The 17286-nt window shown below is 38.3% G+C and carries 13 protein-coding genes and 1 other RNA gene; 4 read left to right on the forward strand and 10 right to left on the reverse strand.

The annotated features are described in order from the left end of the window. Positions 1 to 44: 44 nt before the first annotated feature. Positions 45 to 1313, reverse strand: coding sequence for a dihydroorotase (locus FC87_RS00485; protein WP_056961359.1), 1269 nt, complete (start codon positions 1311 to 1313; stop codon positions 45 to 47). After that, the gene (locus FC87_RS00490; RefSeq protein ID WP_056961316.1) at positions 1297 to 2259 is read right to left on the reverse strand and encodes an aspartate carbamoyltransferase catalytic subunit; all 963 of its coding nucleotides are present in this window, start codon (positions 2257 to 2259) and stop codon (positions 1297 to 1299) included. The genes FC87_RS00485 and FC87_RS00490 overlap by 17 nt, the downstream gene beginning before the upstream one ends. A 332-nt stretch (positions 2260 to 2591) precedes the next feature. Between FC87_RS00490 and FC87_RS00495 the strand changes: the two genes are divergently transcribed. Next, on the forward strand, positions 2592 to 3527 hold the full coding sequence (locus FC87_RS00495) for a dihydroorotate oxidase (protein ID WP_054689933.1): 936 nt from the start codon (positions 2592 to 2594) through the stop codon (positions 3525 to 3527). Between the two features lie 118 nt (positions 3528 to 3645). Here FC87_RS00495 and FC87_RS06890 read toward each other — a convergent pair whose 3' ends face one another. The 4 genes from FC87_RS06890 to FC87_RS00515 all read right to left on the reverse strand — a co-directional run bounded on the left by FC87_RS06890 (position 3646) and on the right by FC87_RS00515 (position 9073). Beyond that, complete coding sequence (locus tag FC87_RS06890; protein WP_056961318.1) at positions 3646 to 5205, reverse strand: NlpC/P60 family protein; 1560 nt, start codon at positions 5203 to 5205, stop codon at positions 3646 to 3648. 333 nt (positions 5206 to 5538) lie between these two features. Beyond that, on the reverse strand, positions 5539 to 6891 hold the full coding sequence (locus FC87_RS00505) for a glucose-6-phosphate isomerase (RefSeq protein ID WP_035422175.1): 1353 nt from the start codon (positions 6889 to 6891) through the stop codon (positions 5539 to 5541). Positions 6892 to 6913: 22 nt separating this feature from the next. Next, entirely contained in the window at positions 6914 to 7795 is an 882-nt protein-coding gene (locus tag FC87_RS00510) for an ROK family protein (RefSeq protein ID WP_009167313.1), read from the reverse strand. 102 nt (positions 7796 to 7897) lie between these two features. Continuing rightward, the gene (locus tag FC87_RS00515; RefSeq protein ID WP_035422172.1) at positions 7898 to 9073 is read right to left on the reverse strand and encodes a class I SAM-dependent methyltransferase; all 1176 of its coding nucleotides are present in this window, start codon (positions 9071 to 9073) and stop codon (positions 7898 to 7900) included. A 118-nt stretch (positions 9074 to 9191) separates the two neighbouring features. Between FC87_RS00515 and FC87_RS00520 the strand changes: the two genes are divergently transcribed. Next, complete coding sequence (locus FC87_RS00520; protein WP_035422170.1) at positions 9192 to 9965, forward strand: Cof-type HAD-IIB family hydrolase; 774 nt, start codon at positions 9192 to 9194, stop codon at positions 9963 to 9965. A gap of 35 nt (positions 9966 to 10000) precedes the next feature. Beyond that, positions 10001 to 10371: a transfer-messenger RNA gene (gene ssrA, locus FC87_RS06760) on the forward strand. An 839-nt stretch (positions 10372 to 11210) separates the two neighbouring features. Here the strand turns inward: ssrA and FC87_RS00525 are convergent. The 3 genes from FC87_RS00525 to FC87_RS00535 form a co-directional block, all read right to left on the reverse strand. Beyond that, complete coding sequence (locus tag FC87_RS00525; protein ID WP_035422168.1) at positions 11211 to 11828, reverse strand: hypothetical protein; 618 nt, start codon at positions 11826 to 11828, stop codon at positions 11211 to 11213. Positions 11829 to 12777: 949 nt separating this feature from the next. After that, a complete protein-coding gene (locus FC87_RS00530; RefSeq protein ID WP_051995204.1) occupies positions 12778 to 13212 on the reverse strand; it encodes a hypothetical protein in 435 nt (144 codons plus the stop codon). A gap of 6 nt (positions 13213 to 13218) precedes the next feature. Next, positions 13219 to 13707, reverse strand: coding sequence for a Panacea domain-containing protein (locus tag FC87_RS00535; protein WP_009166505.1), 489 nt, complete (start codon positions 13705 to 13707; stop codon positions 13219 to 13221). 1685 nt (positions 13708 to 15392) lie between these two features. Here FC87_RS00535 and FC87_RS00540 point away from each other — a divergent pair. After that, the gene (locus tag FC87_RS00540; RefSeq protein WP_035421205.1) at positions 15393 to 16223 is read left to right on the forward strand and encodes a hypothetical protein; all 831 of its coding nucleotides are present in this window, start codon (positions 15393 to 15395) and stop codon (positions 16221 to 16223) included. A 60-nt stretch (positions 16224 to 16283) separates the two neighbouring features. On the opposite strand, the gene FC87_RS00545 is transcribed toward FC87_RS00540, so the two are convergent. Beyond that, positions 16284 to 17000 carry a gamma-glutamyl-gamma-aminobutyrate hydrolase family protein gene (locus tag FC87_RS00545; protein WP_035421204.1) on the reverse strand — a complete coding sequence of 239 codons (717 nt, stop codon included), beginning with the start codon at positions 16998 to 17000 and terminating at the stop codon, positions 16284 to 16286. Positions 17001 to 17286 lie beyond the last annotated feature (286 nt).

Below are 17286 nucleotides of genomic sequence, written 5' to 3' on the forward strand. Positions count from 1 at the left end.
GGCTGTCAAAATACAATGAAATCCTAAGTGAGTTCCAGAGACTATCAAAGCGTCACCAAATGCCCATTAACAAATGTTTGTATCTGGGTGGCGCTCACCACCGTGCCCCAAAACGGACTGTTGGTTCCCTTTGAAAGTTGCGTTGCGGGCTTCAAAGTTTGCGCATTAGTTAAATCCCAAAGTGCTCCATTTAATTTTTTCCCAACTGCTAATTCAGGAACCGGAAGTTGAAATAACTCAGCCGGACGAGTACTCATCCAGTTTATGAGCTGGGATAATGTAACTGTTTTAGTTGTCACTAATTTTGTATAGAGCAAGGGAAAAGCCGTTTCTAACCCCGTGATCCCAAAAGCACTATCTAAAAAAGAGTTACCCTTATCTGCACGAGTGTGGGGAGCGTGGTCGGTCGCAATCATGTCGATGGTTCCATCTAACAATCCGCCTAAGAGCGCTTGCTGGTCGGCTGCTGTCCGCAAGGGCGGGTTCATCTTATACATCGGATTATCGGCAGTGATCATCGTATCGTTTAAAAGGAGATGGTGGGGAGTGACTTCGGCGGTAACATTTATCCCTTCCGCCCTAGCCCGTCGAATCAGTTCTACACTTCTGGCCGTTGATACATGACAAACATGATAATGGACTCCGGTTGACCGAGCCAGCTCAAGATCACGAGCTAACTGGCTAGTCTCGACCACGGCATCAATTCCGGGGAGGTTGAGGCGATTAGCAGCTGTCCCCGCATTAATCACTCCCCCATGCATCAAAGATTGCTCCTCAACATGTGCTGCTAACGGGAGCCCGGTTGCTTGGATTTGCTGCATTGCCGCATACATCGTTCCAGCGCTTTGAATCCCAATTCCATCATTACTAAAAGCCACCGCACCAGCCTGCTGCATTCCCTTGAAATCTATTAACGTATTACCTCGTTCATTGGTTGTTACTGGCGCAATCTGTTTGACGGGAACCACTCCAGCGGCTTGGTTTTTCTGGATTAACTGCGCCAGTGCGCGTGGTGTGTTAGGAACCGGAGTTACATTGGGCATTGCACAAACCATGGTATAACCACCATGGGCTGCCGCCCTGCTGCCTGTTTCGATCGACTCCTTTGCGGTTTGTCCGGGATCTCGAAAATGAACGTGTACATCAAGGAAACCTGGTAATAAATAATTACCAGCTCCCGTGATAATATTCGTAGCTTTCGCATCATTAATTTTGGGGGCAATCCTAGTAATAATCCCATTTTGCACTAAGATATCTTGTCGACCGAGTCGCTTTGTCGTCGGCAACCAAACGTTTTTAATTAGATATTTCAAACTCACCAGTACCCTCCAATGTTTTTTGACTAAGTAATCCCTTGGCAACTAGTATATCTGTCAGAATGGCCATTCGCATGTACATGCCGTTACTCATTTGTTTAAAAATTCGTGACTGCGAACTTTCTACCAGTTCCGAATCAATTTCAATACCGCGATTAACCGGTGCCGGGTGCATGATGATTGCTTGGGGAGGGAGCCGTTTAAAGCGGGCTTGGGTGAGCCCAAATTGATCATGATAGCGTTTCTGATCAAAATGCGGCAATGATTGGCCTAAACGTTCTTTTTGCACGCGCAAAAGCATCACGACATCACATTGTGTCACCAACTCATCCAAGCTTAAGCGTTTGCCATACTTAGCAAATTCGGCTGAATACCACTCATCTGGACTAGCAAAACGAATGGTTGCACCTAATCTCGTCAACAACTCCATGTTGGAACGGGCAACTCGAGAATGTTTTAAATCACCGACAATTCCAATTTTAAGCCCAGAAAAATGTCCAAATTCTTGGTAAATTGTCATCATATCGAGCAATGACTGGGAGGGGTGCTGACCGCTACCATCTCCACCATTTACAATACTAATCTCTAATCGATCATCTAAAAGTTGTTGGTAATAATCATTAGCTGGATGACGAATGACCGCAATATCAACTCCAATCGCCTGAAGAGTTTTAACGGTATCCTCTAACGTTTCTCCCTTTGAAATCGAACTCGAATTAACATTAAAGTCTAGAACTTGTAAACCTAGGCGCCGTTCAGCCATCTCAAAACTAGTGTGCGTTCTGGTACTATTTTCAAAGAATAGGTTCATTGCATAAGATGGTCTTAGCAACCGAACCTGTTTACCCTGACGAAATTGCTCAGCCAACCGGATTTTTTGTAATACCGTTGCACTGGTCATCGTTGCAACCGAAACGGTATCATGCTGAATCTCTGCGTCCATCTGATCCTCCTATCTTTACCAAAAATTTGCATAATAAAAGGCATGCCGCCATTAACGCAGCATGCCAGATTCATCCAACATCACTAGTTAACTTGTCAATCTCTCTGGATTGAATTAAAGCAGCTTCTTGTTATTGTTGTTCACCATACCGAACTAGCTCAGGCTTGTCAACCAAAGCTCCATTGACATCTAAGAATGGATTCAGTATGCTAAGAGCAATCTTAAAGCGGTTCCGAGAAGCCGCTAGGTTGCTTAATTAATCTAATATCTAATTACGGCTTAATCTGAAAATTCTCGGCTTTTCAGATTGAGCCTTTTTTAAGGAGTTTTTTATGAAAATTGATCTCAGTACAACCATTGGTCCCAACCAGTTTTCAAATCCACTCATTAATGCCGCTGGTGTGTGGGACGAAACGGCGCTCGAATTAGACGAACTAGTTGCATCAACTGCCGGTGGGGTTACTACCAAAAGCGCTACTTTGGAACCACGGTCTGGTAATCAACGTCCCCGTTATGCAGATGTTGCGCTTGGTAGTATCAATTCCATGGGGCTACCCAACCAAGGACTGAAGTACTACTTGGATTACGTTACAACGCACGACGCATCTAAACCCATCGACCTCTCGATTGCCAATCCCAACCCGATGGATAATCTGACAGCCCTACAGATGATTCAAGACAGTAGTTTTCAGGGGCTCACTGAGTTGAACTTATCATGTCCCAATGTCATCGGCAAACCACAAATTGGTTATGACCTAGCAGCGTTGAAACAGATTCTGCAACAGGCATTCAAGCTTTTCACTAAGCCATTGGGGATTAAACTTCCACCGTACTTCGACTTACAACAATTTGACGCTGTTGCGGACATCTTAAATCAATTTCCACTAACCTTTATCAATACGATTAATAGTGTTGGCAACGGGTTGCTGGTTGACCCTGCTTCCGAGCGAACGTTAATCGAACCAAAGGGAGGCTTTGGTGGAATTGGTGGTGCTTACGTTAAACCAGTTGCCCTCGCGAACGTTCATGCCTTTCGTAGCCGTTTGAAGCCCACAATTAAAATCATTGGCACCGGTGGAGTCCGCAACGGAACTGATGTCTTCGAGTTGATCCTGTGTGGTGCCGATGCTGTTTCAGTTGGAACTACATTGATGCAAGCCGGTCCCCAATTATTTACTAAACTGCAAGATGAACTTATTCAACTAATGGTTCAAAAGCACTATCCATCACTAGCAACATTTCGCAACCAACTTAAAGCTGCTCATTAAAATCGAAAAATGTTGTTTAAAAGCAAGAAATCCCCTCAATTTCTAATCGCATTGTCCGCAATTAAAAGAACCTCCAAATTTGGCTAAGCCAAGATCAGAGGTTCTTTTTTATAATGATTTAGTTATTTTTTTTGCGAAAACCGAGTACAGCACTCAATCCCACTAAGATACTACCTAAAGCACTAACCAACAAGTTAGTTTGTTGACCAGTCTGAGGCAATTTATTGGTCTGTCCATCGGTGGTTTGTTCGTTTTTGGCACCGGCAACTGTCTTTAGCGAAGCTGCTCCTGCTGGTTGTTGAGAGCGACCTGCTGGTTGTTCACCAGCGCCGTTATCAGTGACCTGCTCTCCTTGCGCTTGCTGCTGGGTATTTTCACCATTTGCTGGTGCCTGTCCAAGCGCCATCTGTTTGGTTGCTTGACCGTCCGTTGCTGCCGGTTGATCCGTACTGGTTTCAGTATCTGATCCTTGGGGTGAATTAGTTTGAATTGCAGCAAGTTGCTGAGTTGCACCACGATCTGATTTTTGAGCTGACTTTTCAACAATCGCTTTTCTTGGTTGTGAACTAGTGCTTGCTAATGATACAAATGGCAAACCACTACTGATTGAATTCGTTGCTGCAAAGCCACCCCCAACTCGTCCAAAGAGTGCCTGACCACTAAAGTAACTAATCGAGTCATTGTAAACAACGCCACGATTTTGAGCATCCAGCATTAGTCCATTACCAAGGTAGATCCCCACGTGATAAATGCCTCCCATACTAAAGAAGACCAAATCACCAGCTTGTGCTTGTGCCTGACTAATCTTTTGCACGGCTCCATACTGTGCTTCTGCGGTTCTTGGTAAGGAGATTCCATTCTTACCAAAGACGTATTGTGTAAAACCTGAGCAGTCAAAGCCTGCGGGTGTTGAACCACCCCAAACGTAAGGAGTTCCCACATACTGTTTCCCCGTACTAATGACATTGTTGGTACTTGCTAACGCCACCGTTGGAGCTGCTGCCGGTTGAACTGTAGCAAGCATCGTCTGCGCAGCCACAGCTGCTGGTCTAGCAGGTTGGACCGGCTCGTCTGCAGCGGGAGTAGTGGTAGTCTTAGCAGCCACTGACTGTTGATTTGCTTCAGGTTCAGAATTAACTGGAGCTGGTTGCGTTTGTTCATTAGTCTCACTCGCTGGTTGAGCTTGACTTTGCGTATTAACTGCACCATCCGCTAATGAGCTAACGGGGGCATCAGTACTAACTGCTGCACTGGCAACTTGAGTTTGGTTAGCAGTACTTGCCGTACTAGCGGGGATCGCCGTGCTAGCATCCGTCAATGAAGTACTGGTCTCACTTGCCGGTTGCTGATTGTTCTCGGTTTGTTCCGTAGTGGTGGCCACTGCTGTATTTTCCGTTGGCGTTGCTGAAGTAGCCGCCTCACTAGTGATCGTTGCACTAGCAGGCATTTCACTGGTTGCTTGTGCTGTTGAGTCACTCGTAGTTGCTGCTGCTGACGTACTATCAGCATGTGACTGTTCAGTTGTCGCTTGGGTTGAAGTAGTAGCAACTGCTGTATCAGCGGCAACTGGTCGTGCTCCAGATAATACACCACCACTTACCAATAGAGTAGCAATTCCCGCAAACATCCACCGTTTTCCTGCCTTATACATTTTATAGTGTAGTTTTTCGTTGTTCATGAAAAAATCGCTCCCTTTTTGTTTGAATATTCACATTATTTATTTACTGACTTACAAGTATTACTATACCACTTCAAACCTATCAAAGCGGTCTTTATAACTTGTTTTAACCAAATTGTCATCTAAATGAAATAATTTAAAAAAGCATTAAGCTTCTTGTTTGTATTAATAATCACAAGGAAACCAAGGTCAGCTAACCAACATTTTACGATAACTGTGGTTCGACGCGCATCATACAGTCGGTGAAAGTTCCCAGTTGTCAGCAAATAACCTCCCTTCGCCAAACTAAAAAGAACTAGGAAAATTCCCAGTTCTTTACCTTTAGCACTTAAATTATTGATTTAATTCGCGATTTAGACGTTGTCCGAGCTCTTCATAACCTGGTTTGCCGAGTAACGCAAACATGTTTTTCTTATATGCCTCAACTCCTGGTTGATTAAAAGGGTTAATCCCATTTAGGTATCCAGAAATTGCCACTGCAACTTCAAAAAAGTAGATTAAATAACCGAGACTATATTCAGACTCGTCAGGGATTTCAACCGTCAAAACAGGAACTCCACCATCATTATGCGCCAACACGACTCCTTCATAAGCACGCTCATTGACTTCATTTAGTGACATCCCCTGCAAGTAATTCAAACCATCTAAATTCTTTTCGTCCATGGGAACATCTAAATTGTAAGGTGGTTCTTTGACCTTAATCACCGTCTCAAATAGGTCACGCAATCCTTCTTGAATGTACTGCCCTAAAGAATGTAGATCAGTAGTAAAGTTCGCAGAAGAAGGATAAATCCCCTTTTGATCCTTCCCCTCTGACTCACCCATCAACTGTTTCCACCATTCAGCAAACATGCGTAAGTTGGGCTCATAATTTTCGACCAACTCCGTAGAATAACCCTTGCGGTACAAGATGTTTCGCAGGGCAGCATACCGGTAAGCTGGATTTTCCTTTAAATCGGTTACCGCATATGCTTTGGCTGCATCGCTGGCTCCCTTCATCAACTGATTCAAATCCGCACCCGTTGCTGCAATTGGCAACAAGCCAACTGGAGTTAGGACCGAATACCGACCGCCAACTCCATCTGGAATTACAAACGTTTCATACTGGCTGGCCGTAGCTTCTTGGCGTAAAGCCCCATGTTTAGCATCCGTTGTGGCATAAATGCGCTGGTTAGCCTCATTTTCTCCATATTTTTTAATTAATTTTGCCTTTAATAATCGAAAGGCGATGGAGGGTTCCGTCGTGGTTCCAGATTTTGAAATGATGTTGATAGAAAAATCACGATCACCAATAAAATCAGTTAGTTCCTGTAAATACGAAGCACTGAGTGAGTTGCCGGCAAAAACAACCTGCACACCCCGACGTTTTGAACTAGGCTGCGTGTTATAGAAAGTCCCATTTAAGAAATCAACTGCCATCTTCGCACCCAGATAAGAACCACCGATTCCGATTACTACTAGGACTTCGGAGTCTTTTCTGATTTTTTCAGCGGCTCGTTGGATTCTGGAAAATTCATCTTGATCATATGTGGACGGTAAATCAAGCCAGTCACGAAAATCGCTTCCAGCTCCCGTTCCCTGTCGTAATTCCTGATCAGCTGCCGTTACTAAAGCTTGCATCTCAGGAAGTTCATTCTCATGAACAAATTTTTTGACCTTAGAATCGTCAAATTTAATGTAAGACATCTAGATTACCTCGCTATTAATTTTATTTTTGTTCGTCAATTGCTTTTTGTGCCAAAACAAAGTCACCAAAAGTGGCAGACCCATTATGAGGAATTTCTGGACGCGTAATGTATTGTTCTAACGAACCAACGTTGAGATAATTATTAAACAACAGCGTAAAGTATGCCCGCACTTTGCCTAATACTTCTGGGGTACAAACTCCACCACCCAAAACAATTTTGTTAGGTCGGAAAGTTACTGTCAATGAAACAACGGCCTGAGCAATATAGTAAGAAACAATTTCCCATGTTGGATCTGCGATAGGGGTATCTTCCCCTCTAACTCCGTTTCGGGCCTCAAACGTTGGACCAGAGGCCAATCCCTCTAAACAGTCTCCGTGCCAAGGACAAGTTCCTGGGAAATCAAGATCATCACGGTGCCGTTTTAACCGAATATGACCAAATTCAGGAGTACCGGTCACTCCAAGAAAATCGCCATTGATTACTGCTCCCATCCCGATTCCAGTTCCAATCGTAACGTAGGCCACCGACTTAATCTTTTCATCATTTTCGCGTGCCTTAATGTATTCACCATATGCTGACCCGTTCACATCTGTGGTCCAATACATTGGAACATCGAAGTTTTCTTTCATTTTGCCTAAGAAATCAATGTTGCTCCAACCTTGTTTAGGAGTTTTAATAATCCATCCATAGGTTTCTGAATCCCGATTAACATCAATCGGACCAAATGATGCAATCCCAAACGCATCAATATGATCAAATTTCTTAAAATATTTAATGGTTCGCGCTAGCGTTTCGTCCGGCGTAGTCGTTGGAAACTGGGTTTGGTCAACGACGTTGAAATTTTCATCCCCAACCGCGCAAACGAACTTGGTGCCACCGGCTTCAATACTTCCATATAACATAACTTCATCCTCCTTGGATGTGAACTAAGTGATTATTCTAATTATAAAACGGGGCAAACACGAATGCAATAACCTTTGTAACCGTTTACACACTTTGAATAATTAATCAACTATTTTTACCCACAGCCCCTTAAAGGCACTTTCTCGTTCTAGCTCATGATCAACTGGGAAATCAGCTGGACTAGAAAAATGATCCCGCTCGGTGATGGAACGTCCTTGTTGCTTAAAAGCTAACTGTGTTTGGCGACGGAGCTCTTTTAAACTAAGTTGGTTGGTCGGCGTCGTAATGAAAATATCTGCTTGAGCAGCCGCTAAATCTGCCAGTTGCGCCAGCAAAGCCTCCGCATCTTTTCGAATATTGAAATTACCTTTTTTGCTACGAAAATATGCTGGTAAGTTAATTGTAATCACTTCGAACCGAAGCTGATGTTTCTGCGCATAATTTAGGTAACCACGTAAATCCATAATTCGATTCTTCTGTCGACTTCCATCAAGCTGATTTACTTCCATTTCTGCTAGCAAATCTGTCTGAGCGCGCTGCTTCATCTCAATGTTTTCTGTTTGAATCGCCCCACCCAGTTCAGCAGCTGCTACCATGCCAGTTTGATAGAATAACAAATTCAAGACTGCTTTTCCCTGCGTGTTCTTCTTTAGCTGCTCGCGCACTGGTCGATATTCCAAGTATAGTCCTGGTCGGGCAGCCCCCAGCAATTGAATGGAATAATTGGTTCCTGCTTCACTAATCTTGACCGTCGTTTGCGGCTGCGGAGCTGCGCCCGGCACCGCTGTGATTACCGCCTGTGCGTCGAAATGGCGCAGTTCGTACAAATTTCGATACTCAGGCAATGCCTCCTCAAGCGCCGCTAACAAAAGGTGACTTTGTTGCTGGATTCCCGGATTTTCCCAGGTTACCAAAACTTCACCGGCAAAGTTATCAACCGTCATCCCACCGACTCCATCAGCGCTACCGTTAAATAAGCGAACTGCAGTAGATTCCTCAGCAGTAACCGGTTGGCGTTTTCGAAAAGCCCGTTTGAAACACCTTGTAAAGAACTGCTGGTCGAGCGTTTGTTGACTGTTTTTACTGAGCACCCAGCCAAGCTTGTGTTCAGTTGTTGCTAAATAAGCACTCGCTACCGGATGACCGTGGTTAGTTAGGATAACAAAGTCCCCAACTTGTGGTTTTGTAATCGGCGCTACCAAATCCTTGGCTTGGATCAGCGGATAGCCACCTTCAAATTTACTAGCGGCGGCACCTGTAATTTCAATTTCCTGCATAATTTCTCCTCATAAATTAGTTGTCACTTATATTATATCGTTGCCAGTGGCAAAATAGGAGAATTGGGGCAAAAAATGCTATAATTAAATAATTATTGCTAGTAAGGTTGGTTTAATTATGTATAACTATTTGGTTTTTTTCGATCTTGATGCAACTTTGTTTGATAATAATTCTGAAATCACCCCCGAAATTGCGACCGCCATGGATCAAATCCGAACAAACGGTGGTTTACCAATTATTGCTTCCGGACGTACTTTGTATGAGATTCCTGTAACCTTACAAAAAACTAAGATTGACACGGTAATCGCCTCTAATGGTGACTATGGGATGTACCAAAACCAAACCGCCTTTTCCCGTCGGATTAATCCGGATACCATTGATAAACTTGCAGCCTTTGCTGCTGAGTTTGGTAATTCGGTTACCGTTCTGGATCAGAGAGGCAAGGGATCAACAGCGCATGATGAATTACTTATCAAAGCTTGTAAACATGTTCATGCCCCCCTGCCAAAGTTAGTAACTACCAATTATTGGCATCAGCGCCCAATTGATATGATGTTTGTCACTAATACTAACCTTGATCAAGCCTATCAAGAAGCATTTGGTGCGGTCTTATCCTTTTACAGAAATTCACCCTTTAGCATTGATGTTGTTGACCACGGAGCCTCAAAAGCAACTGGGATTGAACAACTCATTCGCACGGAACAGCTAACTGGAATTCCAACCTATGCTTTTGGTGATGGAAATAATGACATTCCCATGCTAGACTACGTTGATCATCCGGTGGTAATGGGCAATGGCTTGCCCAACGTTAAGGAACATGCTGAATTTATCACGACAGCCAATACTAACCACGGCATTGTCAAGGGGTTACAACATTTTGATTTAATTTAACTTCCGCATATGCTATAATTATTATTGTCTCGTCTGGGGTCGTTATGGATTCGACGGAGATGGTTCGAGTTTGAACTGCACTTCGGTTGGCGGTACGATACACCGTCCAGTTTAAATTATAACTGCTAAAAATAATAACAATTCTTACGCCTTAGCTGCCTAAACAGCAGTCGACGTAGATCCAGCTAATCTTTCCCACGGGTTATCCCTGGGTCCTACCTATTAGTGGGATACGCTAATGACCCTCCACCTGAGGTTCATTAGAAGAGTTTAATCAGGCTAGCTTTTCAGGTTAGCCGTGGTTGGTGGCGCACTGAAAAGTGAACTTCAAGTTATTAACCTATGAGTGTAGACGTTCAAGGGGCGACATTTTCGGACGCGGGTTCAAATCCCGCCGACTCCATTTTTTACATCTTACCTATCATTATTAGCACGTTAAATGCTGGTATGATAGGTTTTTTTATTTAATACTTATATAACCATACGAAATGACAACTTTTAGTACTTAATAACAATAAATACATAGCAACGGTCAAGAATTTGTAACACCATTCTTAATTGAGTAGTGTTTTTTATTTTACGTATATGTTTACTTATTTTATTTATTTTGAATTTCAAACTTAAAAAAATAAGTAACGAGTAGCACAACGCTTAAAACTACTGGTATGACAAGCTTAATTAATGTTACTGGAATTTTTCAACCCATAACAAAGGCGGTAACATTTTCTAAATTATTTTGTTTTATTTACTATTTAATCCGTAATAGCTAGCTTATTTTTAACTTTGGCTATTGCTAATATCTACATTTAGGATTAAATAGTGTTCAAAATAGTAATCAAGAGATAACGAAATTTTAGCAGAGTATTAATCACTTAGCTAATTATGGGTATACAGTAATACATACTTTTTAATACCTGTTCTATCTGCCCTTATCGCTTATTAAAGCCTAATAATTATTTACCCATTAAATGTATGAATTTACATTCATGTATTTAAATTTAATCGCGCTTTTTATAGTGTGCAATTATATCGTTTGATGTGCTTAAATAATCACAACATTTTGCAACATCAAAACTAATAAAACATCTGTAATTGTTAAGCACTTTGTTGCCAAAAAAGTCAGGTTTTGCAAGGACATAAAGCCATGTTATTATTTATTTGTTTAACAGAATTACAAAGACCTATAATCGCTATTTTAATAGAACACAAGCACTAAAAAAAGAATGCATTCCAGCATTCTCAAAATTATTTACTATCTAATTCATTATCAAAGATATTTTTTATCATATTTGATACTTTTTTAGTATTATCAGTCAAATTATTATGGATCATTTCAATTTCTTTCATTTGACTATCAACGAATGATCTCATACTAGTGTCTACATACTTATATCTAAAAAATATTCTTAGTTTTCCCATTTCATCTATCATATTATCTGTTTCTACAATAATATTGTCATCATAAAATGGCATGTACTTTCTTTGAACTTTCGTAAACTCATTAAATGCTTCACAAAAATCAACGTCTCTTCGATTAATTTCCTTATTTTTCTCTTTTTCGTCTTTTGGTAAATTATTTTCAACAGTGGGAACAATCAACGTAGACATATCAACAGCAATTATTAATTTTTCGTTTAATTCTGAATAAATTTTCACTTTAAAGTCAAACATGTATTGAGTATTATGACCTATATTTGCTAAATCTTGTTTTATACTGCTTTGTTGGCTTACAAATTGTTCTTTAATATCTTCAAGTTCTTTTTTATCTTTGGCGTCTTGTTTGAGCCTAATCAATGAAAAAATTCCATTAATTATAGCTGTTGATAATCCACTTCCAATAATAATTTGCCAAAATTCATTCATATAATCACCTCTAAAACGATTATATCAAATTATTTTTTAGTATTTTTTTCTTTATATAACTTGCGTATGAATGGGTACTATTGATAATTATTATATTTACATGAAAATCAACTATCATAAATTTCTTTAGAAATTCACATAGCTGTCCACGTTTTAGTACAAGTATAATAAAAAGCTAACTTTGTAATTGCTTCAACCATTTCATCTTTAGATACACCGCTATCTTTAACCTTTTGTATACGGAATTTAAGTGATCCAAAATTTCTTGGCTTATTAAACTTGTAACAGTAACTAAAATACAATTTTTGGGAGATAACTTATCTTCTCTTGACCATAATTTGACCAAATATAACATCATCATTCGTTTCAGCAAATTTAGGTGCAAACTCATCAAAATTATCATGTACCGCTATTTATTTTTAACCATTTCTATTCCCCTAATTTATTATATTATTCATCAGAAACCGGTTCTAATAATTTTGATTTTCCTTCGGTAATCGAAATATGTGAAAACCAGATATCTTTAGTAGCTCCATTCAATGTTTCGAGTGCCAGGTTCAAACGTCACATTTACGACACTTACATCTATATAATAATCATTAACTAACATGTCAAAAAAACTTTTTCAGGTGTGCAATAATTGACGAAAAAACATGGCAAAGCTTTGCAGTGTTTTATTGTAATATTTACCTGATGCTTAAGTTTATTTCAAATAAAAAAGACTACTGATAAAGTAGACTAATTATTTTATCCGATATAAACAAGTAGCTAAAATGCTTGAATATTTTTATTTTTTACTAAAAGTTGAAATTTTTAAAATATGATCAGCTTTTTCAATATTTTCCTGTAAGCTTAATTTTTTTTAGTTTCTTTTGGATGTCTAATTATATTATTCAGGAGTTTAAATTAATCTAATTATTTTAAAACAATATTAATTGTTTAGTTTGGATTATTTACCATGACTATAAGCTTTTAATTGTGTATCAATACATAATATATAAAATACATTATCAATTATTTTACCTATACATCTACAATCACTCCCTTTAAATCTAAAAATCCAATAACCCTTTTCACAATTTCTCAGACGATTCTTTTTAAATTCATTACTCATACTAAAATTAACCAATTTATCATCTAAATTTTCCAACCCTTTAAACTTATCTAATCCTAAAATCTTAATTTTTGACATTGAAGATAATTCAAATATTGAATCTAAAAGAGCTGATTTTTGAATTTTATTGCAATGCTTCAAGTTAAAATTTTTATCATTTGATATATATGACAAGTTAAATGTTAACAAATCATGGTAACGTTCTTTTTGTTCTATTTTTATCTTTTCTCGGTCGTTTGATCTATTTAAATTAATTTTTCTTTTTCCCAATTACAATTACCCTAAAATGTGTTCTTTAAAGTATTTTACTATCAAATCATCACTAATCACGTCACTATTAGTTTTTTTCTCAGTTTTCCAAGTTTCTATCCAAGGCGTTTCGCTATGTGTTTGTTTCATTAGTTCGATTGCTGACATATCGCCATAAGCATCATCAACCGAATTTATAACACTAGATAATTTATCATCATTATCTACTAAGTCATAATCGTTTAGGTCGTCATAACTAATAGTCCCAAGTATAGATTTTCTACCACGATATTTATCATGGACTTCTTTAACAACGGGACCATATTTCCAAGCCAGAATTTCATTGTCAAACGCTCTCTCGCCATTAATAGCTAAATATACACCTTGTACATAATATAATAATTTCATTACTTTCATTTGTGTTAATTCGTCTACATTTTCGGGGTTTTCTCGTATGTCTGCATTGTTTTTAACTCTAAACCAGTTAACAATTTTCAAAACATCAATTTTATTCATAACATTTCACTTCCTTATTGATTTTTAAAATACATTATATAACAATACAGCAATTTTTAGTAACAAAAACGAAATTTTTGCCACTAGATGACACCCAATGACAGTATCCAAGCATTTTAAATCAAAAAATAATGAACTTGCTTGAACTTTACCAAAATGATAATGCGTATATTATTTTTAGTAGCTCATCGGCTACATTTGAATTATAAAATCTGTTTAATACTTCAATAAATGGTTAGTCTTTTCATAATACTTAATGATTTATCCAATTATTGAAATCAATTTCAGTTGTTAAAATACTCTCTAAAACATTCTTAATCGTATACAGCCAAATAAATAACAATTATAAATTTGTCCTCAATTACTAATAGTTCTTTATTTTTCAATTTATAATAAGTGAAATTTCTTATATTAGCTTTGAATAATCTTAATACCACTACAACTAAGTACATAATAATGCATTTTAATCATTGTAAATGTGCTAGCCAATTTATATTGGAATAAAAATATTGCTATTTTCATATACCTTTTACTAAAATTTTCAGACGTCACATATATTTCTAATACATATCTACAAATGCCACTAAGCTACAAAATTAATATAATTGCAACATTCAAAGGTTATGTAGATAAAATGCTAATAAATTTTGGCACTATCACATTTATTTAGGACTAGATTTGACAGCTGGGAAAATAATTATAAGAAAGATAAAGTCTTCAAACATAAGCAGGCATCTAATAGATCTTTTATGCAATCTAAGCTAAATTTTATTAATGGTAATCCCCCATAACGGAACTTTTGAAAATAATTATAATACTTGGTAAGAAAGTTACAAAGATACATTACGAGAAAGTACAATAACAAGAATCCCGTGTATATTTAACAATCATATTTTAAAAGCATTGGCGATATTTATATTAATATGATTACGATGGATGATATCAAACAATCCTTAATAAATGGTATAAGCACACTGAAATTAACTATAAAAAATGATACAACTATACTAATTTATTTTTAAATCTGCTATTAAAATTGAATTAATAGCAGATAACCCTTGTAACAAGATCAATTTACCTAGAAAAGACCAAAATGTGAGAAAACCCGAGAATTATTGAAATTCTAAGCAAATTAAATAATTTATGATTTTCCTTAATGCAAGTATGTTAAACCTGAAAAATATACATTGTTTAAATGTTCTTGCTTATTCTGATATGAAACAGGACAAACTACTAACTTTAATGGGAAAACATATAGATGTTAAGCGTTTTACAATTAATATTAATAAATACAGTATCACAAGGTTACCATGGTAACCTTGTGATACTTAATGAATGGCCTAATACCTTTGATAATTCACAATTATTTTTTTGCAAATAGTAATAACAAACTCAAATCGATTAATACACAATTGAAATAGTTTAACAAAATCATTAAAGATAAAGGACTTAAGAAAACAAAAATTCGTGGTTTTAAACACAAGACGGAGTTATTGATAAAAAATCACAAGACCGATTAGAGCCCGATAATATAAAGATTAACTTGCAGGTATATACTCATGTTACGGTAAAAAGACAAAATTAAAACTAGTGAGATATTTAGTGATGCTATGAGAATTTAATTATATTTTTATATTCAACACACACCAGTGTAATAATTTTAAAAAATCCTGTGAGGAATTAAAATGTTGATCACTTTTACAACCCGTGCTTTTGATTTGTTAATTATGTTAACCGTCTCCTTGATTGGATTACCTCTCTTAGACGGAATTATTAGCCGTTATCTTGGAAATAATTTAAAGATTTATCTAGTGCAAAAATTTGGAAATAAATCCCAGTACTGGTTTGGCGGATTGGGAGTAATTATCCACGAACTGGGACATGCTTTCTTTGCCGTCATCTTTGGTCATAAAATCGGCGCTATTAAACTACTTAATTTTCAAAACCAAGACGGTACGCTTGGTAGCGTATCTAGTAGCTATAATCCCTCTAGTCGCTACCAAACCATTGGCAACTTTTTCATTGGGTTGGCGCCTATTTTCAGCGGTCTCTTCACATTTTGGTTATTAGTTAAACTGCTCTGTCACCCCACCTATACCAAATTACCAACCATACCGCTAACAAACTTAACCATGAAAAAATTTGCCATCATTGTGTTGCAAAGTACTTTTAATTGGCTCAAAAATATTTATCAGGCTTTTTTAAACACTGGAAGTGGCCAACAACTTCTGCTAATTATCCTAGTTGGCATGATTAGTTCCACCGTTTTTAGTCTTTCAGATGCTGATTTAAAAGCTACCTATACGGGATTACCCAGTTACATGTTTATCGTTTTTATTTTGAGTATTGTCAGTGCTGTGGCAACCATAATCAATCCTGTTTTCTTGCTCCAATTGGTTCATCTTATCATCATGATTGCAGCTCTATGGATTATTTTACTTATCCTGATTCTGAGCTGTCTCTTAGTCAGTTTAGGAGAACTCTGGGTGGGAAGTTTGTTTTTCAAACTAAGATAATACTATCGCTTTAAAGATTGCCACAAAAAAGTTTTTCCACACTAACTCAAATCAAATCGGTTACCTGCGAGCCCGTGCAAAAAAATCTGCAAACAACTGATCTTCGCCAGCATCAAACTGCCATAAATCTTCAGGATGCCACTGCACCCCCAACAGTAGTCCATTACGATCTTCAATCGCTTCAGGGACCCCATCATTGGCTCGAGCAACCACGTGTAGATTAGGCGCAATTTTACGTAGACCCTGATGGTGGCGAGAATTAACGTTCGTCCGCTCACCTAAGGACGCATACAGTTCACTGTGATGATCGACCTCGATTTGATGTACCTCACGCGCAACCTTTGTTCCTCGTTGTTCGTGGTTAGTTGGATGCCCTGGAAACTCTTCTGGCAAATCCTGATATAGACTCCCTCCAAAAGCCACATTTAAAAGCTGATAACCTCGACAAATCCCTAAAACTGGCTTGTGCTGTCGTAAAGCATTTTTGGCAACGGCAAATTCAAACTGGTCATGTTGCGAGTTATTTTGTTGCCCAAACGGATGCTGTTTTTGATGAAAAAAACTGGGCGAAATATCCTGACCACCTGGAATTATCACCGCATCGACCATTTCAACTAATTGTTCTGTCATATCCGCCTGCACTACTGGTAAGATTACGGGAAGCTGCTGATGTTTGGTAATTACATCAATAAACGTCTTTGGTAAGCAATTAGCAAGTGGCTGGCAGTAGCGGTTTGGTGCTCCTAAATTTAAATTTGCGGTAATTCCAATTCTCATGTACTTAACTTCCCTTCAAACTGCTTTTGTAAAATTTGAGCGCCGTTAAGCAACGACGACCTAGTCAGTTTACCCCTCAAAGTGGCTCAACATTATTTCAGAAACACTCCTATTTCATCAGTGCTCCTGTTTCTAAGAGTTCAGCTTAGCCTGTGCAGCGACCAGATTACAAAAGTTACTTCACCTGAGCTTTTGCTGTTAATTTTATTGATGAAGCGGGGTTTTGTAACCAAACCGTTACCAACCAATCACCGTTCGTTTTTACAAACGGATTACTTGCAGCTCA

Origin of the sequence: Fructilactobacillus florum DSM 22689 = JCM 16035, assembly GCF_001436645.1 — a bacterium.
GTDB lineage: Bacteria > Bacillota > Bacilli > Lactobacillales > Lactobacillaceae > Fructilactobacillus > Fructilactobacillus florum.